This window comes from Glutamicibacter sp. BW78, from assembly GCF_002332245.1.
Classification (GTDB): Bacteria; Actinomycetota; Actinomycetes; order Actinomycetales; family Micrococcaceae; genus Arthrobacter_H; species Arthrobacter_H rhombi_A.
In genome coordinates this window covers 19552-44180 of sequence record NZ_NRGU01000039.1, presented here as the reverse complement: position 1 = coordinate 44180, position 24629 = coordinate 19552, and the positions used below count along the sequence as shown (strand labels likewise).

General features: G+C 64.4%; 23 protein-coding genes. 12 read left to right on the top strand and 11 right to left on the bottom strand.

The features are described from left to right. Positions 1–226 precede the first annotated feature (226 nt). Positions 227–1321, top strand: coding sequence for a hypothetical protein (locus CIK75_RS13010; protein WP_143269184.1), 1095 nt, complete (start codon positions 227–229; stop codon positions 1319–1321). A gap of 171 nt (positions 1322–1492) precedes the next feature. On the opposite strand, the gene CIK75_RS16355 is transcribed toward CIK75_RS13010, so the two are convergent. Further along, the gene (locus CIK75_RS16355; protein ID WP_179204209.1) at positions 1493–1663 is read right to left on the bottom strand and encodes a hypothetical protein; all 171 of its coding nucleotides are present in this window, start codon (positions 1661–1663) and stop codon (positions 1493–1495) included. A gap of 275 nt (positions 1664–1938) precedes the next feature. On the opposite strand from CIK75_RS16355, the gene CIK75_RS13005 reads away from it, so the two are divergent. Then, the gene (locus CIK75_RS13005; RefSeq protein ID WP_086995224.1) at positions 1939–2715 is read left to right on the top strand and encodes an alpha/beta hydrolase; all 777 of its coding nucleotides are present in this window, start codon (positions 1939–1941) and stop codon (positions 2713–2715) included. Here the strand turns inward: CIK75_RS13005 and CIK75_RS13000 are convergent. The 5 genes from CIK75_RS13000 to CIK75_RS12980 all read right to left on the bottom strand — a co-directional run bounded on the left by CIK75_RS13000 (position 2705) and on the right by CIK75_RS12980 (position 7989). Further along, a complete protein-coding gene (locus tag CIK75_RS13000; protein ID WP_086995417.1) occupies positions 2705–3925 on the bottom strand; it encodes an acyl-CoA dehydrogenase family protein in 1221 nt (406 codons plus the stop codon). The two genes, CIK75_RS13005 and CIK75_RS13000, sit on opposite strands and share 11 nt — an antisense overlap. 156 nt (positions 3926–4081) lie before the next feature. Next, entirely contained in the window at positions 4082–4795 is a 714-nt protein-coding gene (locus CIK75_RS12995; RefSeq protein WP_086995222.1) for a TetR family transcriptional regulator, read from the bottom strand. Between the two features lie 26 nt (positions 4796–4821). Then, positions 4822–6351: a DHA2 family efflux MFS transporter permease subunit gene (locus tag CIK75_RS12990; RefSeq protein WP_256382362.1), complete on the bottom strand. Its 1530-nt coding sequence runs from the start codon at positions 6349–6351 to the stop codon at positions 4822–4824. A gap of 37 nt (positions 6352–6388) precedes the next feature. Next, a complete protein-coding gene (locus CIK75_RS12985) occupies positions 6389–7366 on the bottom strand; it encodes a PhzF family phenazine biosynthesis protein (protein ID WP_086995216.1) in 978 nt (325 codons plus the stop codon). A gap of 80 nt (positions 7367–7446) precedes the next feature. Beyond that, the gene (locus CIK75_RS12980; protein WP_086995213.1) at positions 7447–7989 is read right to left on the bottom strand and encodes a hypothetical protein; all 543 of its coding nucleotides are present in this window, start codon (positions 7987–7989) and stop codon (positions 7447–7449) included. A 453-nt stretch (positions 7990–8442) separates the two neighbouring features. Between CIK75_RS12980 and CIK75_RS12975 the strand changes: the two genes are divergently transcribed. The 5 genes from CIK75_RS12975 to CIK75_RS12955 all read left to right on the top strand — a co-directional run bounded on the left by CIK75_RS12975 (position 8443) and on the right by CIK75_RS12955 (position 13974). Beyond that, positions 8443–9417 (top strand): ABC transporter substrate-binding protein, encoded by a 975-nt coding sequence (locus tag CIK75_RS12975; protein WP_086995210.1) that lies wholly within the window; start codon positions 8443–8445, stop codon positions 9415–9417. 15 nt (positions 9418–9432) lie between these two features. Then, the gene (locus CIK75_RS12970; RefSeq protein WP_086995207.1) at positions 9433–10419 is read left to right on the top strand and encodes an iron chelate uptake ABC transporter family permease subunit; all 987 of its coding nucleotides are present in this window, start codon (positions 9433–9435) and stop codon (positions 10417–10419) included. Continuing rightward, positions 10412–11479: an iron chelate uptake ABC transporter family permease subunit gene (locus CIK75_RS12965; protein WP_086995205.1), complete on the top strand. Its 1068-nt coding sequence runs from the start codon at positions 10412–10414 to the stop codon at positions 11477–11479. Before CIK75_RS12970 ends, CIK75_RS12965 begins: the two co-directional genes overlap by 8 nt. Beyond that, positions 11476–12231: an ATP-binding cassette domain-containing protein gene (locus tag CIK75_RS12960; protein WP_086995202.1), complete on the top strand. Its 756-nt coding sequence runs from the start codon at positions 11476–11478 to the stop codon at positions 12229–12231. Before CIK75_RS12965 ends, CIK75_RS12960 begins: the two co-directional genes overlap by 4 nt. A gap of 264 nt (positions 12232–12495) precedes the next feature. After that, a complete protein-coding gene (locus tag CIK75_RS12955; protein ID WP_086995199.1) occupies positions 12496–13974 on the top strand; it encodes a S8 family peptidase in 1479 nt (492 codons plus the stop codon). A 90-nt stretch (positions 13975–14064) separates the two neighbouring features. Here the strand turns inward: CIK75_RS12955 and CIK75_RS12950 are convergent, their stop codons facing one another. Then, positions 14065–14868 (bottom strand): SDR family oxidoreductase, encoded by an 804-nt coding sequence (locus CIK75_RS12950; RefSeq protein WP_086995196.1) that lies wholly within the window; start codon positions 14866–14868, stop codon positions 14065–14067. A gap of 249 nt (positions 14869–15117) precedes the next feature. Next, positions 15118–15936, bottom strand: coding sequence for an MBL fold metallo-hydrolase (locus CIK75_RS12945; protein ID WP_086995193.1), 819 nt, complete (start codon positions 15934–15936; stop codon positions 15118–15120). Between the two features lie 77 nt (positions 15937–16013). On the opposite strand from CIK75_RS12945, the gene CIK75_RS12940 reads away from it, so the two are divergent. Then, on the top strand, positions 16014–17747 hold the full coding sequence (locus tag CIK75_RS12940) for an SIP domain-containing protein (RefSeq protein WP_086995190.1): 1734 nt from the start codon (positions 16014–16016) through the stop codon (positions 17745–17747). 66 nt (positions 17748–17813) lie between these two features. Next, the gene (locus tag CIK75_RS12935) at positions 17814–18320 is read left to right on the top strand and encodes a GNAT family N-acetyltransferase (protein ID WP_158225973.1); all 507 of its coding nucleotides are present in this window, start codon (positions 17814–17816) and stop codon (positions 18318–18320) included. Positions 18321–18352: 32 nt separating this feature from the next. Here the strand turns inward: CIK75_RS12935 and CIK75_RS12930 are convergent, their stop codons facing one another. After that, a complete protein-coding gene (locus CIK75_RS12930) occupies positions 18353–19306 on the bottom strand; it encodes an oxidoreductase (protein ID WP_086995184.1) in 954 nt (317 codons plus the stop codon). A gap of 118 nt (positions 19307–19424) precedes the next feature. Here CIK75_RS12930 and CIK75_RS12925 point away from each other — a divergent pair, with 118 nt between their 5' ends. Further along, entirely contained in the window at positions 19425–19991 is a 567-nt protein-coding gene (locus tag CIK75_RS12925; RefSeq protein WP_086995182.1) for a DUF488 domain-containing protein, read from the top strand. Positions 19992–20136: 145 nt separating this feature from the next. Further along, positions 20137–20478 carry a carboxymuconolactone decarboxylase family protein gene (locus tag CIK75_RS12920; protein WP_086995179.1) on the top strand — a complete coding sequence of 114 codons (342 nt, stop codon included), beginning with the start codon at positions 20137–20139 and terminating at the stop codon, positions 20476–20478. A 42-nt stretch (positions 20479–20520) separates the two neighbouring features. On the opposite strand, the gene CIK75_RS12915 is transcribed toward CIK75_RS12920, so the two are convergent. Beyond that, a complete protein-coding gene (locus CIK75_RS12915; RefSeq protein ID WP_086995176.1) occupies positions 20521–21021 on the bottom strand; it encodes a MarR family transcriptional regulator in 501 nt (166 codons plus the stop codon). Between the two features lie 101 nt (positions 21022–21122). Here CIK75_RS12915 and CIK75_RS12910 point away from each other — a divergent pair, with 101 nt between their 5' ends. Then, a complete protein-coding gene (locus CIK75_RS12910) occupies positions 21123–23018 on the top strand; it encodes an ABC transporter ATP-binding protein (RefSeq protein WP_086995173.1) in 1896 nt (631 codons plus the stop codon). 156 nt (positions 23019–23174) lie between these two features. Here CIK75_RS12910 and CIK75_RS12905 read toward each other — a convergent pair whose 3' ends face one another. Then, entirely contained in the window at positions 23175–24425 is a 1251-nt protein-coding gene (locus tag CIK75_RS12905; RefSeq protein ID WP_241895450.1) for a phospholipase D-like domain-containing protein, read from the bottom strand. Positions 24426–24629 lie beyond the last annotated feature (204 nt).

The window sequence follows — 24629 nt, the reverse complement described above, 5'->3', positions numbered from 1 at the left end:
GCCACTGGCTCGGCTTCGACTAGGGCTTGATGTCCCTGGACTGTGGACTGTTGTGGAAGTGGCGGACGCCGTCGTGGTTTCCCATCCCGACGTGGAGGGGTTTTTCCGACCAAATCTTGTCGTTCGGCGGACCCTTGATCATCGTTCTTTGCCGGAGATCTCCGCGGCTGCCCTCAAGACCGCTTTGCTGACGTTGGAGAATTGCCACGTTTTCGCAAATGAACCGATGATTTTGAATGGGCACCCCGCGCGAGCGCAGCGGTTTGTTTGTGACGCAGGAGGGTATTCCCTGGTCGTCGATCGGTGGCTGACAACCGATGGCGTCAGCGCGATTGAGCTGACGGCAAGCTATTCCGTGGTGCAGTCCCTGGACATGACATTGGCCATGTCCAATATCGCGGCTTCGTTACGGGTCGAACCATCGGAGGAAACGGAGGCAGGGGCGTCTCCGGCTGAACGCTCGCCACGCCTCGACGATTTTGCCGGTGGGGTTGCTGGCCAACCGCTGGAGACGCTGGACAGGTTCTCCAGCGGACAGCACTACGTTTCCGAGGGCCCCGTGCTCTCGCTGTCGACCATCAACTTTTTGACGGAGCGTTCAGGGGAGCGACGGGTGGGGCGGCTCGAGTGGAAACGGTATGCGAATGAGGTGGATGAGCTGCGACGTTCGGGACTGATGGACTCCTCGGGACGGTTTTCCGGGGAACTGCTCTCCTACCTCATCCCGGTCAGGACCTGTCGATTTACCCTGCAATGCGCGGGTGAGCAGCCGGGAGAGGGCAGTCACCTGACCCTGTGGGTCGGTGATGGTGCGGTGTTGGTCGCTGCCGGGTCGTCGCACGCGGCGCTGGTGTTCGGCAACCCAGAGGGCAGGGTTCCCGAGGGGTATGCACGGCTTGATCTGGTGGGCATGGAGGGGGTCCCCGGAGTCGTCGCTTCGTGGGCTGGAGTGGCTCCGGCCTATTCGGTTCCCGCCCGGAGCCCTGAGGTCCATGGTGAGGCACTGAACCGACGGATGGAAGGGAAGACCCCAGTCCCACGCGATGATGCGGCACTGAGGCGGATGTGGGATCAGCCCTGGTTCAGATGGTCATGGCGGATTGAACCCTTGGGTGCGGGAGCGGATCTGCTCAATGCGGCGGCGGCCGGCCACTATCTCCCTGTCGCCGTGGCGGATGGAGCAGTTGCCTTGGGCGCCCTGAAGTCCGGGGATCTGTGGGATGGGCTGGTGCACACCTATGTTTCGGCCCTAGCGGAGCTCCCTCCGCGGGAGGCATCGGGTGAGGCTCACCGGGGTGGGAACCAGCGCGGACGCGATTGAACGGCAGACGTTAAAGGAGTGAAGCACCGGCCATAGCGGACAAGGAGGCGACAAACCGCTATAACCGGTGCTTCTGATCACTCGCACCTTTGAGAAGGTTCCTTCAGCTTAACCAGCGAAACTTGGAGCCAGCTGTGCGCCCCGTGTCAGCTCGGTGGGAGTGTCTGGAGATTAGTAGTTCGACGGCGGATCGGAAGCCGGGAAGGACTCCTCTTCCCATTCATCAACCCGCTCGTCATCGTGGTCGTGTTGCGCCTGACGTGCCTTCTTCGCCGCGTCTTCCGCACTCTCGAGTGTGGTGTTCGGGCCGTCCGTGGACAGTCCCCCGGTATTTTCGCTCATGACGTCCTCCCTCGTTGACGGGGCCTATGCCACCAGTCTCGTCCCGAAAGAACAGGGTGTCGAGGGTGGGCCGCCGCTTAACGAGATGAGCACCGACTGGATCGATAGTTGGGGGGAATCATCGATGGTCCAGCCGGTGCTCTCATCACTCGCACCTTCAAGAGGTACTTAAAAACAATAAGGTCCAAAGCTTGGCGTTTGCTGGAAAATGCTGATCAGCCACGTGTGAATCACCGCTGGGTCGCCACCCATGTGCCGCCCGATAGCCTGTGGGGATGGTTGAAACGCAGAATCCCCGGGACGGAACCACCATCTCCTATGACGTGTCAGGGCAGGGGCCCGCGGTCGTCCTGCTGCACGGCTCGGCCCTGTCACGGGCCATCTGGCGCGGACTGGGCTACGTCAAGGCACTGGAGGGGTTCACCGTGGTGCGGATCGATCTGCGCGGACACGGCCGCAGTTCCAAACCACACCGCCCGCAGGACTACGCCATGGACCTGCTGGTCGACGACGTGCTGGCCGTGCTCGACGCCGAAAAGCTGGCCAGTGCCGCGGTCGTTGGCTATTCCTTCGGGGCGAGGGTCGGTTTCTCGCTGGCCGTGGCGGCGCCAGGGCGGGTCGAGAAACTCGTGACGCTCGGCGGGACCTTCAAGGCGCAGGGCGGCCAGATAGCCGACGTGTTCTTCGACGGCTATCTGGAAGCCCTGCGCACCGGCGGGATGCAGGCCTTCGTTGACGGGCAGCGGCTGGATCCGCAGACCCGGTTTGCCTTCATGAATAATGATGCCCAGGCCCTGCACGCCTACTTCGAACGCACCGAGATCGAACCCGGAATCGATGAGTCAGTCGTGGCAGGACTCGAGCTGCCGACCCTGGTGATCGCCGGCACCCGGGACCGTCAGCGTTATCTGGACTCCCGGGCCGCGGCGGACTTGATGCCTGCGGCCCGGTTCGTCCCTTTGGAGGGCCAGGCGCATGGTTCGACGCTGGCCGCAGTGGACGAGATCCTGCTCCACTTGCTCCCGTTCCTGAGCGAACCTGCTATTTATTGAAGGCCGAGAGTCCGGTGATCGACCGACCGATGATCAGTGCCTGGACGGTTTCGGTGCCTTCGTAGGTGTGGATGGCTTCGATGTCAGCGAAGTGACGGGCCACCCGGTTCTTCAGCAGGATGCCGTTGCCGCCCAGGAGGTCGCGGGCGTTGGAGGCGATCTGGCGTGCGGTGCGCGTGCACGTGTATTTGGCCAACGATGCCTGGGCTCCGGTGAGTTCGCCGCGTTCTTCGCGGCGGGTCATCTGCATCACCATCAGCTGCATGGTAGCCAGTTCCGAGTGCATGCGGGCCAAACGTTCCTGCACGACCTGGGCGGCCGCCAGCGGGCGGCCGAACTGCGTGCGCTGGGTGGCGTACTGCACCGCGGATTCGTAGCAGGCCATGGCATGCCCGACGGCGGACCAGGCGACTCCCAGCCGGGTGGCGAAGAGGACCTTGGCGGTGTCCTTGAAGGAGTTGGCCCCGGGCATGACATGGCTGTCGGGGACGAAGACGTTCTCCAAGCGGATATGCGCCTGCCAGATGGCGCGCAGGCTCAGCTTCCCCTCGATGGTGGTCCCGGTGTAACCCTCCCACTCCTGCTGCACGATGAAACCGCGGACGTTGCCCTCATCGTCGCGGGCCCAAACGACCGTGATGCCGCCGGTGGAGCCGTTGCCGATCCACTTCTTCTCACCGTTGAGGACATAGCCGCCGTCCACGCGCGTGGCCCGGGTCTCCAGGGACACCGAATCGGATCCGTGCGTCGGTTCGGTGAGGGCGAAGGCACCCAGGACTTCGGCCCGGGCCAGCTTCGGAACCCAGTGGGCGATCTGTTCTTCGGAGCCGCAGTAGGCGACCGAGCGCAGGGCCAGACCCGACTGGACGGCACCGATCGTGGCGACCGATCCGTCGGCGCGGGAGAGTTCCATGTTCACCAGTCCGGCGGCCAGGGTGCTCATCGCCGGGTAGCCGTCAACGTCGATGCCGTCGCGCAGCAGGTCGAGTTCACCCAGCCGGGTGGCCAAGTGGAACGGATAGTCGGCGCGGTCCCAGTAGTCGTCGATCTCCGGACGCACTTCGTCCAGCCCGAAACGGCGGGCGCGATCCCAATAGTCGCGGTCCTCCGCCGGGATGTTCTCCTGGTCGAAGAGGCCGGCTGGGTCGACATCGACCTCACCCCAGAGCTCGTACTCGGGTTCGATGACCCCGAGAGGGAATTCGGCCATCGGGCTGGCCTGCGTCGGCTGGGAGGAGGTGGTTTCTGAAGTGCTCACGGAGTGTCCTTCGGCTCTGCGTGGCCGGCCGTCGGAGCGTCGCCGGTCACGGGGAATCAATCCGTACCAGCATCTATGAAACTGCGGTTCAGGTCAAGACACCCAGTGTCAGAGGGTGGATGGTGGGTGGCCGGAGGGCTGATCGAGGGCACGGCGGACCGCCTCGATGATCTCCTCGGTGCCTGTGCCGCTGCTGGATACGGTGACGACGACGCCCGGAGATGGGCTGCCCTGTTGCGTCTCGGGTGCCTGTTCCTGGAGCCGCGGCACATGCAGGGCGGCCAGCTTCGCCAATTCGCTCACCAGCCCGGCACGCAGGCCGTCGTCACAGGTATTCAGCCAGCTGCGCAGGAAGGCGTTGTGCACGGCGACCACCGAGGCCGCATAGGAAGTGATGGCCAGGTTGACGTCGTCGAGTCCGGGTTCCACATCCAGGGCTGCACGGAGGCCGTGACGGAAGGCGCGTTCGTACCGGTGAGTGCTCACCAGCTCCCGGTCGCGCAGGGCGGGAACTTCCTGCAGCAGTTCGAAGCGCAGCAGCGAGGCTTGGGGCCGGCTGGTGTGGTGGTCGAAGACCCAGAGGGCTGCGGCAGCCAGCCGGTCGGCCAGCCGGCGCCCCGGGGCTGCCAGCTCGCGGTGGACTCCGGCAATGACGGTTTCCATATCCGCGAAGACCATGTCCTCCTTGGACAGGTAGCGGCGAAAGAAGGTGCTGCGGCTGATCCCCAGCACTGCTGCCAGCTGGTCCACACTGGTGGCATCGAACCCGCGTTCGACGAGCAGGCGGAGGGCTTCCTCGGGAACGGTGACGATGTTCTCCATGCCGGTGAATCTAGCACGGCCGGCACTCACCGCCGTGCCGCCTTCCGCCCCGCTGGGGGTTGGAAGAAGAGGCAGACCAGTGCCGCGAAGATGGCCACCAGACCCGGCAGGAGCAAGGACTGTCCCAGGGCCGTGGAGAATGCGCCGTGCAGGAATTCCGGGACCGCCTGGCCCATGGTGGCTGCCGGCCCGTCAGGGGTGGCGGAGGACCCGCCGCCCGCGCGCCCGGTGCCGGCCAGCGCCGCGGTGGACTCGATGCTGATACGTGACTCCATGATGAAGGCGATCAGGGCCGAGCCGAGGAGGGAGCCGACCTGGCGGGTGGTGTTGTAGACCCCCGAACCGGCACCTGCGTTGGTTTGACCCAAATCGCGGGTTGCCGTCAGCGAGACCGAGGGCCAGATACCGGCACTGCCGATACCCATGACCACCGGCGGTAGCAACAACACCCAGAAGGGGATGTCAGGGCTGAGGATCAGCCCGTAAACCACGATTCCACCACCGAAGAGCAGGAATCCCGGAACGGCCAAGAACTTGGGGTCGATCCGGTTGGTGAGCTTGCCGGCGAAGGGGGCCAGCACCCCCGAGACGATCGCCATGGGGGCGATCATCAGTGCCGAGAGCGTCGGGGAGAGCCCGCGCACGGACTGCAGGTAGAGGATCATCGGGAAGTTCAACGCGATGATGGCCAGACCCATCGCCGTGATCGCGATATTGGCCAGCGAGAAGTTCACGTTCCGAAACAGGCCCAAGGGCACCAAGGGCTCGCGCCGGTTGAAGCGTTGCCACAGGATAAAGCCAGCCAGGACGACGATTCCCGAGATGATCAGGCCCCAGACGGTGATCGGGCCGATGATCGTTCCCCAGTTATAGGTGTTGGCCTCCTGGATGCCGAAGACGATCAGGAACATGGCGACAGCAGAGAGCACGACGCCGAACAGGTCGAAGTTCCGGCTGTGCCGGGGCAGCTGCGGGACCTTGAGCCAGACCCTCCAGATGGCCAGGGCGCCGACGGGCACATTGACGAAGAAGATCCATTCCCAGCTCAGGGTGTCCACGAGTACACCACCGAGGATTGGTCCGGCCAGGGTGGCGACACCAGCAACGGCGCCCCAGACACCCATCGGGGCACCGCGCCGTTCCGCGGGGAACATGCGGGTGATGAACGTCATGGTCTGCGGGGTCAGCAGGGCGGCCCCCAGCCCCTGGGCCACGCGGGCGGCGATCAGCATCCCGATGCTGGGGGAGAGCCCGCACCACAGCGAGGACACGGTGAATAGGGCCAAACCGATCAGGTACAGGTTCTTGGGGCCGAAACGGTCCCCCAGCCGCCCGGCCACCAGAAGCGGAACCGCGAAAGCCAGTAGATAGGAACTATTGACCCAGATGACACCGTTGATTCCCGTATCCAGACCCCGCATGATCGCCGGCATGGCCGTGGCGACGATGGTGGAATCGACCAGGATCATGAAAAAACCGATGACGAGGGCCCAGAGGGCAGACCAAGCGGCGCGGTCGTCGGGGGCTGTGTGCGCGGGGGTCTGGGTGTTGGTCACCGATAGAGGATACTCCGGTGCCGGCGCACCTGCCGGATCAGTCCCAGCCCACGGTTCCTTCGATGCAGGTGACGACATCCCCGGCAACGAGGACTCCGCCGTCGTGCTCCGAGAGCCTGAGGTATCCGGCACGTCCGAGCCGGGTGCCTTGGCGCACGGTATAGGAGGGGGAGACGAGGCCCTCCGGGATCATCCACTGGGCGATACCCGCGTTGAGGCTTCCGGTGGCCGGGTCTTCGGGCATTCCCTCGCCCGGGCAGAAGGCTCTGACCTCGAAGTCGGCAGGTATGGGCCGGACCGCGGTTTCGAAGGCGGCGGCGTCTTCGGCGGGCAGGAGTGGTTCGAGTTCGGCGCGGGTACCCTTCGGGCGGTCCTCGGCCCTCTGTGAGTAAGGGGCTGCTTCGACCCCCGGGGCCAGATGGGGGCCGATCACCCCGATTTCCAGCCCCTCCAACGCCACGAAGTCAGGCTCCACAGCCAGTACGGCATCGGCGTCACGGAGCATCAACACCGCCCACTGAGGGCCGTTGGCCACCCATTGATGAGCCACGACGTCTTCTGCTTCCAGGCCCAATCCGGTCAGTGCCCAGTCCAGAACATCTGCTTCCAGGGGCCCGGTGCGGCGCAAGGGAGGGGAGAGGAAAGCCAACTGCTGCCGGCCCTCACCATCGCGGCCCACGGTGTGAACTTCGACGAGCCCGGCAGCGCATTCCTGGATGATCACCCCGGGGTGGCGCGGACGCCCGCCGGCTTCGAGCCAGGCATGGGCGGTACCCAACGTGGGGTGTCCGGCGAAGGGGAGTTCCGTCGTGGTGGTGAAGATCCGCACGCTGTAATCGGCTGCCGGATCCGTCGGTGGGAGGACGAAGGTGGTTTCGGCGAGGTTGGTCCAGTTCGCGAAACGCAGCATGGCCTCCTCGTCCAGACCTTCGGCGTCGAGCACGACGGCCAGGGCATTGCCCAGATAGGGGGTGGAGGTGAAGACGTCGACCTGGCGGAACTGTCGTTGGGGCATGGCGCCATGGTGGCACACCGAAGCCGGCGAGGGGGCTTCCCCGCCGGCTTCATGACGTGATGTTCAACGAGTCGAGGGCATCACCACCGGTGGGCGACGTCGATGACGAGACGAGATCCGGTCCCCGGACCGTCCAGGATGAAGGCGCGGAAGGGCAGTCGGGCGCGAACACCGAGGCCGAAGGACGTCTGGCCTTCGAAGCTACCCAGATAGGCCACCTGATCGAAGGTGCGGTAGTCGGAAACGTTGGCCACCTTGCTGCGATGGGCGGGGGCGTAGGAGGTGCTGGCTGGAGAGGGAAGGAGGATCTGCAGGTCGGCGGCACCGATCAGTGGCACGTGCTTGCCCTGGCCTTCGGTGTAGACGGCTTTCACGTACTTCACGTCGTATCCCTTGATCTTGCCCTTCAGGTCGATGACGAGCCGGTCGTAGCAGGCGTGCTGTCCGGTGCGCACCCCGGTTACCCGGGCCGAAGAAGAAGTTCCGTGGGAGTCGGCGAGAGAACCCCAGGTGATGCCGCAATAGGGGGAAGCAGCGGTGGCCGAGGCGGCGGGTAGTGCGGGGGCCAGCCCCAGGCCCGCGACCAACAGTGCGCCGGCTAGACCGACTTTGATGGCCTTCATGATGGTTTTCCTTCCAATGATCCTGCGGTGGATGATGCTCCATGGTGCTCCTCGAAACGGCCCCGCGGAAGAGGGTTAATCACGTTGGTGCATAAATGTGATCCCGAGATCGAAATACTCGGATTCCAGCACCGAACGGCCTCAAGGTGGCGGCGTTTTGGTCACGGGAAAGGGGGTGGATGGCGCCCGGCGTCGACCTGGTCACGAGCAGGGTTTTTGGCGTTCCGCGCCCGCCGCCCCGGATTCACCCCGCGTCGGCACCGATGGGGCGCGTCTGATGGTGCACGCCTGGTGAGCGGGCCCGCGTACTACCCGGAATTCGGGAATTCAACAACCCGGGAAAAGTGACAAGAATAACATCAACCTAAATGTGCGTTATCTACTCAGGGTGGGCTAAGTTGGACCGAAGTCCCATCCGGTGGCCCGCATGCTCGGCCTCATTCGAAGGAAAATATGTCCTCCCTGAAACTGCGCCTGGGGGCGCTCCTGGGCGCTTCTGCCCTCGCTCTGACCGCCTGCGGAGGAGCCTCCGAGGCTTCGGCCGATGCTTCCGATGGAGCGACGGTGAGCATCGAAGACAACAACGGAACGCAAGCGGTACCCAACCCCCCGGCCTCGGTGGTCGCCACCGACAACCGCACGTTCGAGACCCTCTCGGACTGGGGCGTGGAACTCTCCGCCGGTGCCGTGGCCCTGATGCCGGACACCATCGACTACACGAATGATGACTCCATCGTGGATCTGGGGAACCACCGCGAACCGGATCTTGAAGCCGTCGTGGCCGCGGAACCCGATCTGATCGTCAATGGCCAGCGCTTCGCCCAGTACCACGAGGACTTCGCCTCGCTCGTCCCCGATGCCACGATCCTCGAACTCGACCCCCGCGAGGGCGAACCCTTGGACGCAGAGCTCAAACGCCAGACCGAGGTGCTCGGCGAGGTCTTCGGCAAGCAGGACGAAGCACAAAAGATCAACGAGGACTTCGACGCCGCCATCGAGCGGGCGAAAGCCGCCTACGACGGCAGTGAGAAGGTCATGGCGGTCATTACCTCGGGCGGGGACATCGGCTACTCGGCACCCTCCAATGGGCGCACCCTCGGGCCGGTCTTCGACATGCTGGACCTGACGCCGGCACTGGAAGTCGAAGACTCCAGTGATGACCACCAGGGAGACGACATCTCCGTGGAAGCGATTGCCGATTCCAATCCGGATTGGATCCTGGCCATGGACCGCGATGCGGCCGTCGCAGCCGATGAAGCCGGCTATCAGCCGGCCAACGAGCTGCTGGATTCCTCCGCTGCCCTGAAGAATGTCACGGCAGTGAAGGAAGGCAAGGTCATCTACATGCCGGCCGACACCTACACCAACGAGGGCATCCAGACCTATACCGAGTTCCTCAACAGCTTCGCCGACGCCCTCGAGGGCTAACGGCGAGGACCACTCATGATCACCAGCACCACCGGACGTGACGTTGCCCAGAAGGGCCGGCTCTTCGAGCCTTCCCTTCTGGTCGGCGTCCTCGTCGTCGCTGCCCTGCTCGGATTCTCGCTGCTCACCGGTGTCTATGACATCTTCGGTGCACAGGACGGTGGGGAGATGTTCGCCATCACGCGGATCCCGCGGACGATCGCTCTGGTGCTTTCCGGGGCGGCGATGGCGATGTCGGGGTTGGTGATGCAGCTCCTGACGCAGAATAGGTTCGTCGAGCCCACGACGACCGGGACCACCGAATGGGCGGGGCTGGGCCTGCTGGCCGTGATGATCTGCGCCCCCGGGGCAGGCATCATGGCCAAGATGATCGGGGCCGTCGTTGCCGCGTTCATCGGCACGATGGTGTTCTTCCTCTTTCTGCGCAGGGTTTCACTGAAGGCTTCGTTGACCGTCCCGATTGTGGGCATCATGCTCGGCGCAGTCGTCGGGGCCGTTTCGACCTTCATCGCGTTGCAGACCGATATGCTCCAGAGCCTGGGCATCTGGTTCGCGGGTAGTTTCACCTCGGTGCTGCGGGGGCAATACGAAGTGCTGTGGATCGTGGCCCTGGTCGGGGTGGCCGTCTTCTGGGTGGCCGACCGCTTCACGGTGGCCGGACTCGGCGAGGAGGTCGCCACGAATGTGGGGCTGAACTACAACCAGATCATGCTGCTGGGCACCGGGTTGATCGCCGTGGCCACCGGCATCGTGACGGTCGTGGTCGGCAACCTGCCGTTCCTGGGGCTCATCGTGCCCAATATTGTTTCCATGTTCCGCGGCGACGACCTGCGCGGGAACCTGCCGTGGGTCTGCCTGCTGGGCATCGGCATCGTCACCGTCTGCGATCTGATCGGACGCACGATCATCATGCCCTTCGAAGTTCCCGTGTCCTTGATCCTGGGGATCGTGGGTGCAGTGGTCTTCATCGGCCTCCTGTTGAGGCAGCGTCGACATGGCTGATACCGCTTCCCCTTCACGGGTGGGTTCCTCCCTCCGGCACCAGAACCCGGATTCCGCCCCACGGAGCTCCTCGGCCTTTCCCACCAGGCGGGCGCGACGGCGGTACCTGATCGTGGTCACCGTATTGACCCTCCTCGCCCTGGGTTTCGGTGGCGGGCTGCTGATCTGGGACAACCCCATGCCCGCCGGATCGGCCGGCTATTGGCGGATCGCCGGGCTGCGCGGAACGAGCGTCGTGGTCATGCTCGTCGTCGCCTTCTGCCAGGCCATGGCGACCGTCAGCTTCCAAACCGTGACGAACAACCGCATCATTACCCCGTCGATCATGGGCTTCGAATCGCTGTATGTGGCGGTCCAGACTGCTGCCGTGTTCTTCCTCGGGGCTGCCGGGGTGACCGCGGTGCAGGGCCTGCCGCAATTCGTGGTGCAGGTGGCCATCATGGTGGGACTCTCGTTGGCACTCTATGGCTGGTTGCTCTCGGGAAAATACGCGAACATCCAGGTCATGCTGTTGATCGGCATCATCATTGGTGGGGGACTGGCCTCGGTGTCCACGTTCATGCAGCGATTGCTCTCACCCAGTGAATTCGACGTCCTTACTGCCCGCCTGTTCGGTTCGATCTCCAACGCCGATGCGGGCTACCTGCCGGTGGCGATCCCCTTATGCCTGGTCGCCGGAACCCTGCTGTGGGCGAACTCGCGGAACCTCGATGTCGTTGCGCTGGGGCGGGACGCCACGATCAACCTCGGCCTGGACCACCGACGGATGGTCATGCGGACCCTGCTTCTGGTCTCCCTGCTGATGGCCACCTCCACCGCCCTGGTGGGGCCGATGACGTTCCTTGGTTTTCTCGTGGCCACCCTCGCCTACCAAATCGCCGACACCTATGACCATCGGCTCGTCTTCCCCGTGGCCGTACTCATCGGGTTCGTGACCTTATCGGGGGCCTACTTCATCATGAAGAACCTCTTCTACGCCGAGGGCGTCGTCTCGATCATCATCGAAGTCATCGGCGGCTCGCTCTTCCTGTACTTCATCCTGCGAAAGGGCCGCCTGTGATCACCCTGAACGACGTCGGCAAAAGCTACGGCAATGGCACTGAGATCGGGCCGGTCAGCTTCGAGATCCCAGCGGGGGGCATCACCGCGCTGGTCGGTCCCAACGGTGCCGGCAAATCGACGCTGCTGACGATGATCGGACGTCTACTCGGCCTGGACTCCGGGGCCATCGAGATCGCCGGCTATGACGTTTCCAGTACGGCGTCGAAGGATCTGGCCAAGATTGTGTCGATTCTGCGCCAGGAAAACCACTTCACGACCCGGCTCACCGTGCGCCAACTGGTGGGCTTCGGCAGGTTCCCGCATTCGCGTGGACGGCTGACGGTTGCCGATGAGCAGGTCGTCTCCGAAGCCATCGACTTCCTGAATCTGCACGAGCTGGAGGGCCGATACCTCGACCAGCTCTCCGGGGGCCAGCGGCAGCGAGCCTATGTGGCAATGGTCTTGGCCCAGGACACCGAATACGTCCTGCTCGACGAACCGCTGAACAATCTGGACATGAGGCATTCGGTGCAGATGATGCAGCATCTGCACCGTGCTGCGCGGGAGCTCGGGAGGACCATCGTGGTGGTCATCCACGACATCAACTTCGCTGGGCACTATGCCGATCACATCTGCGCCGTGAAGGACGGGCGCATTGTTGACTTCGGGCCGCCGGAACGAATGATGACCAACGAGGTGCTGAGCCAGGTCTTCGACACCCCGGTGGAAGTCATTGAGGGCCCCCGCGGGCCGCTGGCCGTCTATTACTGAGCGGTAGGGTTTCTCACGCACTTGCGTAAACCAATGATCCGGTCGGTCTTTGCGGTGATGGCGCGGCAGGTTTCGGGATAGACGAAACTTTGACAATCACAATATTTGTGTACTGTAAACACTATATTTGAATACCTAATTATTAGTTTTCAAATAAGGCTTTCATATTTCGTCACCACCTGCTTATTATCCGTAGCGTGACCCGGACCTGGCTCACAGTGGAGCCGCCGGGCACAGACAGAAAAACGAAGCAAGGAGTGCAACATGGGTAAGAAACCCATCAGATTGACCCGCGCCGTGGTTTTGTCCACGGCAGCGTTCGTAGGATCCTGTTCGCTGATCGGGGGGCTGACCGGCCTGCCGGCCACCGCCGCGACACCGGCGTCCGGGCCGACCGTCTCGAGCACCGTCGAGGTCGCCGCCGTTGCGAACACCGCTCAGGCCGCGACGGGAGCCCTCGAAACCGGGACGTCTTACGACCAGTTCATCGTCTCCTATAAGGACTCTGCGAGTTCCGCGACCAAGCAGGCCCGCGTGAACTCCATGGGGCCCGCCGCCCAGGAAGCCGGCGTCTCCGTGAAGGAATTGCGCCCCACTGCCACGGGTGGCCACGTGTTGAAGACGAACGAGAAGCTCTCCAGCGCCGAGGCGAAGCAGTTCATGCTCGACGCGGCCAAGACCGGGACCATCGACTCCATTGAACCGGATGCGATGATGACGATCGCGGCGACCCCGAACGACACCCACTACGGGCAACAGTGGGACTTCCACGGTTCCAACGGCATGCGCACCCCGTCCGCGTGGAACTACTCCATCGGCAGTGGGGCCGTCGTGGCCGTCTTGGACACCGGCATCACCAGCCACTCCGACCTGAACGCGAACGTTTTGTCCGGCTACGACTTCGTCTCCGATGCTTCCTCAGCTCGTGACGGAAATGGCCGAGACTCCAACCCTGCCGACGAGGGTGACTGGGTCAACCCCGGTGAATGTGGTTCCGCCAACGGCAGCAACTCCTCCTGGCACGGCACCCACGTCGCCGGCACCGTCGCCGCCATGACGGACAACAGCAAGGGTGTTGCCGGGGTAGCCCCTCGGGCCAAGGTCGTCCCGGTGCGGGTACTGGCCAAATGTGGTGGCTCGCTCTCGGATATTTCTGATGCCATCGTCTGGGCCTCGGGCGGAAACGTCTCTGGCGTCCCGTCGAACCCCAACCCGGCCGACGTGATCAACATGTCCCTCGGTGGTGGCGGTGCATGCGGCTACACCTACCAGAACGCCATCAACTCGGCAGTTTCCCGCGGGACGTCCGTCGTGGTGGCCGCCGGCAACGAATCGCAGAATGCCGCCAACTCACGTCCGGCGAACTGCAATAACGTGATCACCGTCGCGGCCAGCAACAAGTCCGGTTCGCGGGCCTTCTACTCCAACTACGGCTCCTCCGTGGACGTCACCGCCCCCGGTGGCGATACCTCCACCCGTGGTGGCGGCATCCTGTCCACGATCAACTCCGGACGGACGACCCCGAGCGGTGAAGCCTACGCCGAGTTCCAGGGCACCTCGATGGCTGCCCCGCATGTTGCCGGTGTGGTGGCGCTGATGCGGGCCAACAACCCCAACATGAGCCCGTCATCGGTGGAGTCCTCGCTGAAGTCGGGGACACGCTCCATGCCCGGTGGTTGCACGGGTGGTTGTGGTGCCGGCTTGGTTGACGCAGGAAAGGTCCTCTCCTCGATGGGCTACTGATTTCCTGTAGGACCCGCAATCCGCTGGCCGGGACACCTTCTTCACGGTGTCCCGGCCAGCTTGCCGTCGTGCAGGTGGTGGCGTGTTGGCTCAGCGGCCGCGTTGGGCCAGACGGGCGACCAAGGCATCCGGGGCGACCCGTGCCAAGAATGTGATGATCTTGTACTTCGTGCTCGGGATGGACACCGAACGTCCGGCCATGGCGTCCGTGAGGCCGCTGCGCACCACCTCTTCGGGTTCCAACCAGGACCAGGAGGGGATGGACTTCTTGTCCACCTTCATCCGGTCGTGGAATTCGGTGTGCACAAAGCCGGGGCAGATGGCCGTCACTGAGATCCCACGGTCGTGGTAGAAGACGTTGGCCCACCGGCTGAAGTTCACCAGGAACGCCTTGGATGCCGAGTAGGTGCCACGCGGAGTGAAGGCGGCGACGGAAGCGACATTGATGATCCGCCCTCCACCGATCTTCGCCATGGTTCGCAGGGCGGCGTGGGAAAGGATGAGCGGGGTGCGCACGTGGATGCCGACGTGGGCTAGTTCCTCTGCGAGGTCGTTGTCGGCAAAGTTTCCGGCCAATCCGTACCCGGCGTTGTTCACCAGCGTGGTCACCGGTTGGTTGGAATCGGCCAGCCGGTTGGCAACCTGCTGGACGCCGGCTTCGGTGACGAGGTCGGCGCTCAGGGTCTGCACTTGGACGGCATAGCGTGCCCGCAGGCTCTCGGCGGTGGCGTCGAGTCGTTCCTGGTCGCGGGCCACGAGAACCAGGGAGTACCCTTGCGCCGCCAACTGTCGGGCGAACTCGGCGCCGAGTCCCGACGTGGCTCCGGTGATGAGTGCAGTCACTGATGGATGGGCGGAGTAGTGCGTCTCGGTATGCTGTGTGGGACTGGCCATGCCTTGACTGTAGCGGGGTGCGTGGGCCAGTCCAAGGAGGCTGCGCGGGTGAGGCGAAATCGTCACCAGCGGGCAATAGAGTAGGGAAACTTTGCGTAATATCAGCCACCAAGGCTAGCCTAACTACAGAAGAGTTTTCCGGGGTGTCCCCGGCGCGAACCGTCAGGGAGACCAGCGTGGATTCAAGCCGCATCAACGGGTGGGCCCTGTCCTGCCCGGTAGTGGTCAGATATGCCGGCGGCTAGCAGCCTAGGGTGCCGGGGTGACGCCGGAGAGGTAGTGCAGCTGGGCCTTGACGGAATGTTCGGCGGCCCCGCGAACCGCAGGATCGATCTCGGCGTACACCAGATCCGTGACTTCGCCGGCCCCCGGCTGTCGCGAGGAATCGCCGCCGGTGAGCCGGGCGACCGCTTCACGGACCTGCTCCAAGCGTTGAAGGCGGTGGGAGGCGTACTGCTCGATCACGGTGCCCAAATGCGGGTGCATGGGGCCATGGGCAGGAAGCATGACTGCCGGACCGAAGCCGGACAGAACATCGAGGCTGGCCAGATAGTCACCGAGCGTTCCGTCGGGGAAGTCCAAGATGGTCGTCCCGCGCCCCAAGATGGTGTCGCCGGTCAGCACCGAACCGTGGTGTCCGTCGTCGAGCAGCAGGAAACACAGCGAATCGGAGGTGTGCCCGGGCGTGGCTACGACCTGGACGTTCACCCCCGCTACGGTCAGCACTTCTCCGTCGCTCAGGATCGGGGCGTCTCGGCAATGTTCGGCCCTGGCCGCGCGTACCGGGGCTCCGGTCAGTTCGTGCAAGCGGTCGATCCCCTCGGTGTGGTCGGGGTGCCGGTGGGTGATCAGGATCAGCTCGACGCGCCCCGCGGCGGCCAGGGCTTGGAGGTGGCCCTCATGGGCGGGCCCCGGGTCCACGACCACCACGGGGCCGCCCACGGAGCCGGCGGCGTGCAGGAGGTAGGAATTGGTGCCCTCCAGCGTCATCGGGCCGGGGTTCGGCGCCGTGATCAGATCGGCGCAGGACGTCATGTGCTGGAGAGAAGAAGGCGTCGGCTGTGGCATGCCGACAGTCTAGGGCAGCCGAGCGGACGTTTCCTGTGCCAAGACATTCCGAGAACCCCCTTCCCCCTAAGGAACGTATGCAGACCCTGACAACGGAGAACCTGTCCTTATCCCATTCGTCCGACACCGTGGTCAACGGCGTGAACGTGGAGATCCCGGTGGGTGAAATCACCACGATCATCGGGCGCAATGGTGCCGGAAAATCCACGTTGCTGCGCGGCCTGGCCGGAAAGCAGAAACCGGATGCCGGCACGGTGCGGATCGGCGGAACCGATTTGCACGACTACCCGGTCGATGACCTGGCCAGAATCGTGGCTCTGCTGCCGGAAGACTCCGACGGCCAGGAAGCCGCCGCAGTGCGCGAACGGATCGCCGACGTGTTGGCCCGTGAATCGGAGGTGCTGCTCCTGGACGAGCCGACAACGCATCTCGATATCGCCCAGCAACTCGAGGTCCTCGACGCCATCGCCGCCGTGAACCGTCGGCGGGGGACGACAGTGGTCATGGTCCTGCACGACCTCAATCTTGCAGCCCGCTACGCGGACCACCTGCTTGCACTGCTGGAAGGAAACATCGTGGCCGCCGGGCGCCCATCAGATGTCCTCACCTCCGAATTGGTCCACGACGTCTTTGGGCTCCGGGCACGGGTGATTCCTGACCCGGTGGTTGGAACTCCCTTGGTGTTGCCGATTGGACGCCACCGGTTCCGCCGCCCCGAAACCGGGCACACCGGGCAACCCCCAGCAGCCCAGCCTGCCGAAGCGCTTCCGGCGAATGAGGCGCCGGAGGAATCCGTCGTCCTCCCGACGCCCCGTCGCCCGTCCGTGGAGGTATGCCCGACGCTGGCCTTCAGCCTGGAGATCGTCGACGTCCAGGATCTTGGCCCCAGCTTCCGCCGCCTGACCTTGGCTGGGCACCAACTCGAACACTTCGGCACGGGTGGGCATCCCTTGGACCTGCGCATCAAGGTCCTCGTCCCACCAGCGGGTGAAGGGGCCGTGGCTCATCTGCGCACACTTTTCGCCGATCTGGCCCCCGGCGGACTGATCAGCGAGGAAGACTCGACCGGCTGGTACCGGGCCTGGCTCGCCAAGGACCCTGCCGAACGCGGTGCCATGCGCACCTATACGGTGCGTTCCTTCCGCCCCGCAGGCCACCCAGGCAATGCAGGGGCGTCCCCGGAAATGGACCTGGATTTCGTGCTGCACGTGCACCGCGAAAAGGGGGTGCTGGTCGGTGGGCCCGCTTCCGTGTGGGCGGCCGAAGCCCGAACCGGCGATGAGGTCATCATCTTGGGCCCCAACCGGGCCCTCTGCGGGCACGACTACGGGGGCATCGAATTCCGGCCCGGTACGGCGCGACGAATTCTGCTGGCTGGAGACGAAACGGCGGCTCCAGCCATCTGCTCGATCTTGGAATCACTACCACCGGGGATCACCGGAGACGCGTTCATCGAGGTCCCCTCGGTGGAGGATATCCAGGGTTCCTTTACCCGCTCCGGTGTCACCGTGCAATGGCTTCCGCGTGGCATGCAAGCCCCGGGCACGCTCCTGGAGGCGGCAGTGCGTTCGGCGGTCGCACTCCCGGGGGCCGGTGCCGTGGACCCGGGCAATGATCTAGAGGACGTGGACGTCGATACCGACATCCTGTGGGAGACCACAGCCGGAGCGGGCCAACCCTTCTATGCCTGGCTCGCCGGCGAGGCGGGAGTCATCAAAGCGATGCGACGCTATCTGGTCCGTGAGGTGGGAATCGACCGCAAACAGGTCTCCTTCATGGGGTACTGGCGCGCTGGACGGGCCGAAGCCTAGGGCCGAATCCGCGTCGTGGCCCGTCATGCAGGGCGGGATTGCCGTCCGGCGTGGGAAAATATGGGAATGATGCACACCCAGGTCCGCCGGGCCATGACCGAGGACTGGCAGGCGCTGCGTGCCGTGCGGCTCCGGGCACTAGCGGACGCACCATCGGCCTTCAGTTCCAGCTGGGAACACGAATCGGCTTTCGAAGAGGAACGCTGGCGTCACCGCGCGGAACAGGGCAACTGGTTCCTGGCTTGGTCGCCGCTCTCGACGGGGCCCGCCACACGGATGGCTGACGGGCTGGCGGGAGCCGTCCTGCGGCCGGGGACCGGGGGCTGCGAACTCATCGGCATGTGGGTGGATCCTGCGGTGCGTGGCCTGCACGTCGGTCGGGAACTGGTGGCCGCGGCAGCCGGGTGGGCGCGCCGGTCCGATGCCGGACGATTGGATCTGTGGGTGGTCACCGAGAATCTGAGCGCCCGCGACTTCTACCGACGTCAGGGGTTCTTCGAAACCGGGGAGCTGCAGGAAGTTTCCGGCCGTCCGGAGGCGGTGGAACTGGGCATGTCACTGCCGCTGATCTGATCGGGGCCCACCACGGGAACCGGTCCCGGAGCTCATTCCCGGGACGGTGCATCCAGATAGCTGACCTGCGTCAGGGCCTCGGAGAGCTCCCAGAGCCGCCGGGCGCTCTCTGGGTCCTGCGCAGCTGCCGCCCGCTTCGCTGGCCGGGGTGCCCCGCGCCATTCCCCGGGCCCACCCGGGCCGAAATACTCCCCTCCGTGCACCCCGGGGTCCGAAGCCGCGCGCAGTGTCGGTCGGGCACCTTGGGCCGGTCGTGGCATGACGGCGTTGAACAGGGCCCGCGCCGGGCGCAGAGAAGGTCGGTCAAAGACGTGGCCGAACAGGTCGGTGCCCACCACTCCGGGATGGGCGGCGACGGCGAACGTTTCCTGGCCGGCGGCCCGCAAACGTTGGTCCAGCTCGTAGGTGAAGAGCAGGTTGGCCAATTTCGAGCGGTTATAGGCGGCTACGGGCGTGTAGCCGCCCTCCAAGAAGAGGGGATTCTCGAAATCCATGGTCCCTCCCCGGTGGGCCAGGCTGGACAGCGAAATGACGCGGGAACCCGGTGCCGCAGCCAAGGAACCCAGCAGCAGGCCGGTCAGGGCGAAGTGCCCCAGATGGTTCGTCCCGAATTGACGTTCGTGCCCGTCGGCGGTCAACCCGTAGGGGGTCATCATGACGCCGGCGTTATTGACCAGCAGATCCAACCGGTGGTGGGAGGCCATGAAGGCCTGGGCGAAGGAATGGACCGTGGACAAAATCGATAGGTCGAGCTGAACGACTTCCGTGCGGAGCTCGCCGACGGACGCCAAGACCTCCGGTCGCAGTTGATCGACAGCTGCCCTTCCCTTGTCAAGATCGCGGCAGGCCAGGACGACGTGCGCGCCATGGAGGAGCAGTTCACGGGTCGTGGCGAATCCCAGGCCGTTATTCGCGCCGGTGACCACCGCCGTTGTTCCGGTCAGATCGCCGATATCCCTGGTGCTCCAGGTCCTATTGCCAGGCATTGGGGGTCTCCTGCCGATTGGTTCGAACGGGCGGCCCCCAGCCTAGGGCCTTCGACAACAATCTGCGTTGTGGTGCATCCTAGGCAGGAGAGCATCCACGTCACGGATCGGGGGCGATATGGCAGCGGAACGATCGGGGAACGAACCGGCGGGGACCATGTGGACCATCGGTCATTGGACCTGCCCTCCGGCGGTGGTGGCCGCGACCCTGGAATCAGCGGGGATCGAGCTGCTCGTCGATGTGCGCAAGATGCCCGGATCGCGTCGGAGCCCGCAATTTGATGAGGAGCAGATGCCCGGGTGGTTGGCAGAATGCGGTATCGAATATCACCACCTGCCCGAACTCGGGGGCCGCCGGCACCGGCAGCAGGACATCGACCCGATGATCAACGCCGGTTGGCAGAACGCCAGCTTCAAAAATTATGCGGACCATACGCTCACCGAGGAGTTTGAGAACGGGGTGGACCGGCTGCTGCGGTGGGCAGGGGAGCGGCGTGTCGTGGTGATGTGTGGGGAGCCGATGCCGTGGCGTTGCCACCGGCTGCTGATCGCCAATGTCCTCGCTGCCCGGGGGTGGAAGGTCGTGCACCTGTCCAATACCTCGAAACCGACTGAGCACGAACTGGGCCGCTGGGGTGCTGAACCAACAGTGGACGACGACGGGGTGGTCACCTACCCTGCCTGAGGGCAGTGACTTTGTCCGTGCCACCTGCCTACAGTGAAAGTGGGCTCCGCACACCCGTGGAGCCCGCCACCGGTTGGTGACCATCCCCGTGCTTCACGGGTTCGGAGGTGCCGGCGCCAGCCGCACTTCAGGAGAGGACCCAACGATGTCAGATGATCTCTTCCCCCAGGCCACCCCTGCGGTGGCCAAACGTCGCAAAGAGTTGACGCCAAACGCCACCCAGGCCTTCGAGGACTTCAGCAAGGCGGTCTTCGCCGAGGGGGCCCTGGACGAGCAGACCAAACAGTTGATCGCCGTTGCCGTCGCCCATGTCACGCAGTGTCCTTATTGCATCGAGGGTCACAGCAAACTGGCCCAACGCAAGGGGGCCAGTTCCGAGCAGATCATGGAGGCCATCTGGGTGGCCGCCGAGATGCGGGCCGGTGGTGCCTTCGCGCACTCCACGATCGCCCTGAACGCGATCGGGGAGGTCCCTCACCAGCATTGAGCCGGAGCAAGGGGGGCGGTGACCGCCGCTGCTGGGACCGTCCTAACGGTGGTGGGCCACCGGTTCATCCCCGGCCAGAACGCCCAGCAGCCGCGCCAGTTCATCGCGCTCACCCGAATCCAGGCGACCAAAATACTTGGTGGATTGTTCGCGGCGCGATTGGTGGATCCGGGAGCGGAGTTCCTGTCCGTCGGGGGTGAGGCGGATCAGGACGGCCCGGCGGTCCAGCGGGTCAGGAGCCCGCTCCACCAGCTCCTTGGTTTCGAGCTGGTCGATGACCTCGGTCGCCGAACGCGGGGCGATCCGCAGCAAATCGGCCAGTTGTTTCAACCGCAGACTGGCCTCAGGGGTGGTTCCCGACCCCTCGGGTGGGCCGGGTCCACAACCTCGAGCCAACATATTCAGGGCCCGCCATTGGTGTGGGGTCAGTTCGAAGGGCGCCAATTCGTGCGTCCACCGGCGACGCAACCCCCGGAAGGCGGCATGAAAAAGGTCGCCCAGATCGGGATCGTCGGCCAGGCCAGGGGGCGCGTCAGCGGTCATACCGTCAGTGTACTCATTTGCGTGGTTTCCACATAATGAGGTAACCTCTGCATAGTTGCCGGGCATCCCGTGCGACTCCTTCAACCCAGGAGGTGCTGCCGATGAAACCGGCACGGACTCCAGAACTCCCCTCAACCCCGCGCGCCGGAACCAGTCGGGGAACCCCCGGCGGCCCGGGCCCCGGCAAAATCAGTGCCGACGACCGCAGCCAGCTCGCCCGCCATCCGGTGAGCCTGCGTCGGGTCGCCGCCCTCTTCGCTCCGCACCGGAGGATGATCACGCTCCTGATGCTGCTCATCAGCATGGCTTCCGTGGCCGGCCTGGCCCAACCGTTTCTGATTCGCGCCATCATTGATGACGCCATCCCCAACGGGAACACCCCGCTCCTGGCCTGGCTGACCGGGGCGATGGTGGTCATTGCTGCCATTACTGCCCTGATCGGCGTCGTCCAGACCTGGATGGCCACCGATATGGGGCAACGGGTCATGCATACCCTGCGCACCGGTATGTTCACCCACCTCCAAGCCCAGTCGCTGGCCTTCTTCACCCGGACCCGTGGCGGAGAAATCCAGTCGCGGCTCACCAGCGACATCGCGGGGATGCAATCGGTGGTGACCACCACGGCAACGTCCATCGCCACGAATCTGACCACCGCCGTTGCCACGGCCATTGCCATGGTCGCCCTGTCCCCGATGCTCAGCATCCTCTCGCTCATCGTCATCCCCCCGGCGGTCTTCCTGAGCCGTCGGGTCGCCCTGCTGCGGCGCGATATCACCGCCGATCGTCAGGCAGAGTTGGCGAACCTCTATACCCAGGTCGAACAGGGCCTGTCGGTATCCGGGGTGCGTCTGGCCAAGACGCTGGGCACCACCGAACGCGACGCGGCGGATTTCACCGCCAGTTCGCACCGGCTCATCGGCCTGGAACTACGTTCGCAACTGGCAGGACGCTGGCGGATGGCCACCATGCAGATTGTCTTCGCTGCGATCCCCGCGGCCATTTATCTGGCCGGCGGTTTTCCCGCGGCCACCGGTGATATGAGCATTGGCACCATCGTTGCTTTCACGGCATTGCAATCCACTATTTTCCGTCCGATCATGGGCCTGCTGAACGTGGGGGTCCAGTGGGTCACGGCCATGGCACTCTTTAGCAGAATCTTCGAATACCTCGATCTGATCCCGGAGATCACCGCCCCCGAACACCCCGTGCAGATCGACCCCGGCGCCGTCCGCGGGGAACTGCGCTTCGAAGGCGTGGGGTTCTCGTACGACGGCGAAGCCCGGGCCCTGGCCGATATCGATCTGGTGGTGCCCGCGGGGACCGCGACGGCGATCGTCGGGGCGACGGGTTCGGGGAAATCCACTCTCGGGGCCCTGATCCCGCGACTGCACGAGGCAACGATCGGACGCATCACCATCGATGGAGTCGATGTCAGGAAGCTGGCTCCTGCCGACCTGGCTCAGATCGTCGGTGTCGTCTCTCAGGAGTCCTATCTGATCCACGCTTCCATCCGGGAGAACCTCCGTCTGGCCGCCCCCGAAGCCACCGACGACCTGTTGTGGGCTGCCCTCGAAGCCGCACAGATCGACGAGCTCGTCGCCTCGCTGCCGGATGGGCTGGACACCTTCGTCGGAGCTCGGGGACACCGGTTCTCGGGTGGGGAACAGCAGCGACTGGCGATTGCCCGGACCGTTCTGCGCAATCCTCGGATCCTGGTCTTGGACGAAGCGACGTCGGCGCTGGACAACACCACGGAGGCCCAGGTTCAGGCCGCCCTGGATCGGTTGGCTGCCGGACGGACCACGGTGACGATCGCGCACCGTCTATCCACGGTGGAACGGGCCGATCAACTGGTGGTCCTGGACTCGGGACGCATCGTCGAACGGGGGACACCTGCCCAATTGCGTTCGGCCGAGGGGCCGTTCGCTCGCCTGCTGCGCGCTCGTGCCGAGGCTGACGGACTGCAAGTGGCCGGGCCGGCTCGGCCCGTGATATGAGTAGGCCCCTGGAAACCAGAACTGGTTTCCAGGGGCCTTTTCATCACTCGCACCTTTTTGAGGTACTGACGAGCTTAGCCATGACAGCTGGGAGTCGGCTGTGCGGAGGGTAGGAGTTAACTGGCGATCCATCGCTGGGCGGAGCCCCCGGTTGTCTTAGAGGAACGGGCGCAAGGGGATCAAAATGACTTCGCTGACTTTGGCCGCCGGGTTCTGCTTGCTCCAGCCGGATAACGTCAGTTGCCGGCAATTGGTGCTGTCGACCAGGAAGATCCGCTCCATTTTTTCGGCGAATGCCGGATCGTGGATCTCCAGATTCGTTTCGTAGTTTCCGGTCAGGCTCAATCGGTCGATGTTGGCAGTGCCGATCGTGGACCATTGGCCGTCGATGGTGGCGGTCTTGGCGTGGATCATCGCGTTCCTGTACAGCAGCACGGAGATCCCTTCCCGCAGCATGGCGGTGAAGAACCCTCGGGCGAGCCAGTCGGCCAGGACGTGGTTGGAATCCTCCGGAAGGATCAGCCGGACGTCGACGCCCCGCCTGCTGGCGGCGAGCAGCGAATCAAGAATTTGCCGGTCCGGGATGAAATAGGCGGTGGTCATGTAGATCCGGTCGCTGGCCCGGTTAATGGCGTCGAGGTAGACGCCCCGGATGGGGTACACCAAATGGGAGGGCATGTTGTTGGCCGTACGAATGTGCGGATCCCAGGTCAGTGCGGGCTGGTGAGGGATTTCCGGCCGACCGCATACTGAGTTCCAGACATCCAGAAATGCCTGGCGCAGTTCCCAGACCGCGGGGCCTGTGAGGCGAAGATGGGTGTCGCGCCATTCGGTGGCGTACAGATCACCGATGTTATAGCCGCCGGCGAATGCGGTTTCGCCGTCCACGACCAGCAATTTGCGGTGGTCCAGGCCGGTGCTTCGCAGTGGGGTGAACAACCGGGAGGGGCGTAGCACGGGGAAGCGGTAGACCCGGATCTTGGGATGAAATTGGTAGAAGGAGCGGGGGACGACGAGGTTGGCGAAGCCGTCATAGATGACGAATACTTCGACGCCACGCCGGGCGGCCTCGTTCAAGGCTTCCTTGAACCGTTGCCCGGTCGCATCGGATTTCCAAATGAAGGTCTCAAGGAAAACGTGTTCCCTGGCGCCTCGGATGGCGGCCAGCATATCGGCGTAGAGGTCCTCACCGTAGGTGTAGATCTTCGTCTCGGATTCCTGGACGGGGGCATCGAAAACTCCTGGGCGCGGGAACCCGACCCGTTGGCTCCGTTGGCGGCGCTTCAGGGCATCGAAGATCACCAGGCCAGCAACAACCGTGGCCTGTACGGCTACGAAGGCCAGGGCCAGTCGGGTGGTCGTTTTTTTCAAACCCGCCATCACGGGGGCTGGTATCACGGAAGGCATGGTGCGAGTTTAGTCCGATGTCACCGCCGGCGGCCGTGCGACTCGTTGAGCCCGAGAAAACTGCGACGCGGGCGGCCCCGGGGCCTTGTCCGCGGATGCCCCGCAGCCGGTGAGCAGACGGGCGTTGATCAGGACCCCATGCAGGGGGTTGACGGTGCGAGTGTTCCCCCTCACACTGGATAGTATACGATTTAGTATATTAAG

What these genes read in the sequence shown, in the direction of transcription:
- CIK75_RS13010 (WP_143269184.1), top strand. Translation starts at nt 227, where the DNA reads ATGATTTTGAATGGGCACCCCGCGCGAGCGCAGCGGTTTGTTTGTGAC.
- CIK75_RS16355 (WP_179204209.1), bottom strand. Translation starts at nt 1,663, where the DNA reads ATGAGCGAAAATACCGGGGGACTGTCCACGGACGGCCCGAACACCACA.
- CIK75_RS13005 (WP_086995224.1), top strand. Translation starts at nt 1,939, where the DNA reads ATGGTTGAAACGCAGAATCCCCGGGACGGAACCACCATCTCCTATGAC.
- CIK75_RS13000 (WP_086995417.1), bottom strand. Translation starts at nt 3,925, where the DNA reads ATGGCCGAATTCCCTCTCGGGGTCATCGAACCCGAGTACGAGCTCTGG.
- CIK75_RS12995 (WP_086995222.1), bottom strand. Translation starts at nt 4,795, where the DNA reads ATGGAGAACATCGTCACCGTTCCCGAGGAAGCCCTCCGCCTGCTCGTC.
- CIK75_RS12985 (WP_086995216.1), bottom strand. Translation starts at nt 7,366, where the DNA reads ATGCCCCAACGACAGTTCCGCCAGGTCGACGTCTTCACCTCCACCCCC.
- CIK75_RS12980 (WP_086995213.1), bottom strand. Translation starts at nt 7,989, where the DNA reads ATGAAGGCCATCAAAGTCGGTCTAGCCGGCGCACTGTTGGTCGCGGGC.
- CIK75_RS12975 (WP_086995210.1), top strand. Translation starts at nt 8,443, where the DNA reads ATGTCCTCCCTGAAACTGCGCCTGGGGGCGCTCCTGGGCGCTTCTGCC.
- CIK75_RS12970 (WP_086995207.1), top strand. Translation starts at nt 9,433, where the DNA reads ATGATCACCAGCACCACCGGACGTGACGTTGCCCAGAAGGGCCGGCTC.
- CIK75_RS12965 (WP_086995205.1), top strand. Translation starts at nt 10,412, where the DNA reads ATGGCTGATACCGCTTCCCCTTCACGGGTGGGTTCCTCCCTCCGGCAC.
- CIK75_RS12955 (WP_086995199.1), top strand. Translation starts at nt 12,496, where the DNA reads ATGGGTAAGAAACCCATCAGATTGACCCGCGCCGTGGTTTTGTCCACG.
- CIK75_RS12950 (WP_086995196.1), bottom strand. Translation starts at nt 14,868, where the DNA reads ATGGCCAGTCCCACACAGCATACCGAGACGCACTACTCCGCCCATCCA.
- CIK75_RS12945 (WP_086995193.1), bottom strand. Translation starts at nt 15,936, where the DNA reads ATGCCACAGCCGACGCCTTCTTCTCTCCAGCACATGACGTCCTGCGCC.
- CIK75_RS12940 (WP_086995190.1), top strand. Translation starts at nt 16,014, where the DNA reads ATGCAGACCCTGACAACGGAGAACCTGTCCTTATCCCATTCGTCCGAC.
- CIK75_RS12935 (WP_158225973.1), top strand. Translation starts at nt 17,814, where the DNA reads ATGATGCACACCCAGGTCCGCCGGGCCATGACCGAGGACTGGCAGGCG.
- CIK75_RS12930 (WP_086995184.1), bottom strand. Translation starts at nt 19,306, where the DNA reads ATGCCTGGCAATAGGACCTGGAGCACCAGGGATATCGGCGATCTGACC.
- CIK75_RS12925 (WP_086995182.1), top strand. Translation starts at nt 19,425, where the DNA reads ATGGCAGCGGAACGATCGGGGAACGAACCGGCGGGGACCATGTGGACC.
- CIK75_RS12920 (WP_086995179.1), top strand. Translation starts at nt 20,137, where the DNA reads ATGTCAGATGATCTCTTCCCCCAGGCCACCCCTGCGGTGGCCAAACGT.
- CIK75_RS12915 (WP_086995176.1), bottom strand. Translation starts at nt 21,021, where the DNA reads ATGACCGCTGACGCGCCCCCTGGCCTGGCCGACGATCCCGATCTGGGC.
- CIK75_RS12910 (WP_086995173.1), top strand. Translation starts at nt 21,123, where the DNA reads ATGAAACCGGCACGGACTCCAGAACTCCCCTCAACCCCGCGCGCCGGA.
- CIK75_RS12905 (WP_241895450.1), bottom strand. Translation starts at nt 24,425, where the DNA reads ATGCCTTCCGTGATACCAGCCCCCGTGATGGCGGGTTTGAAAAAAACG.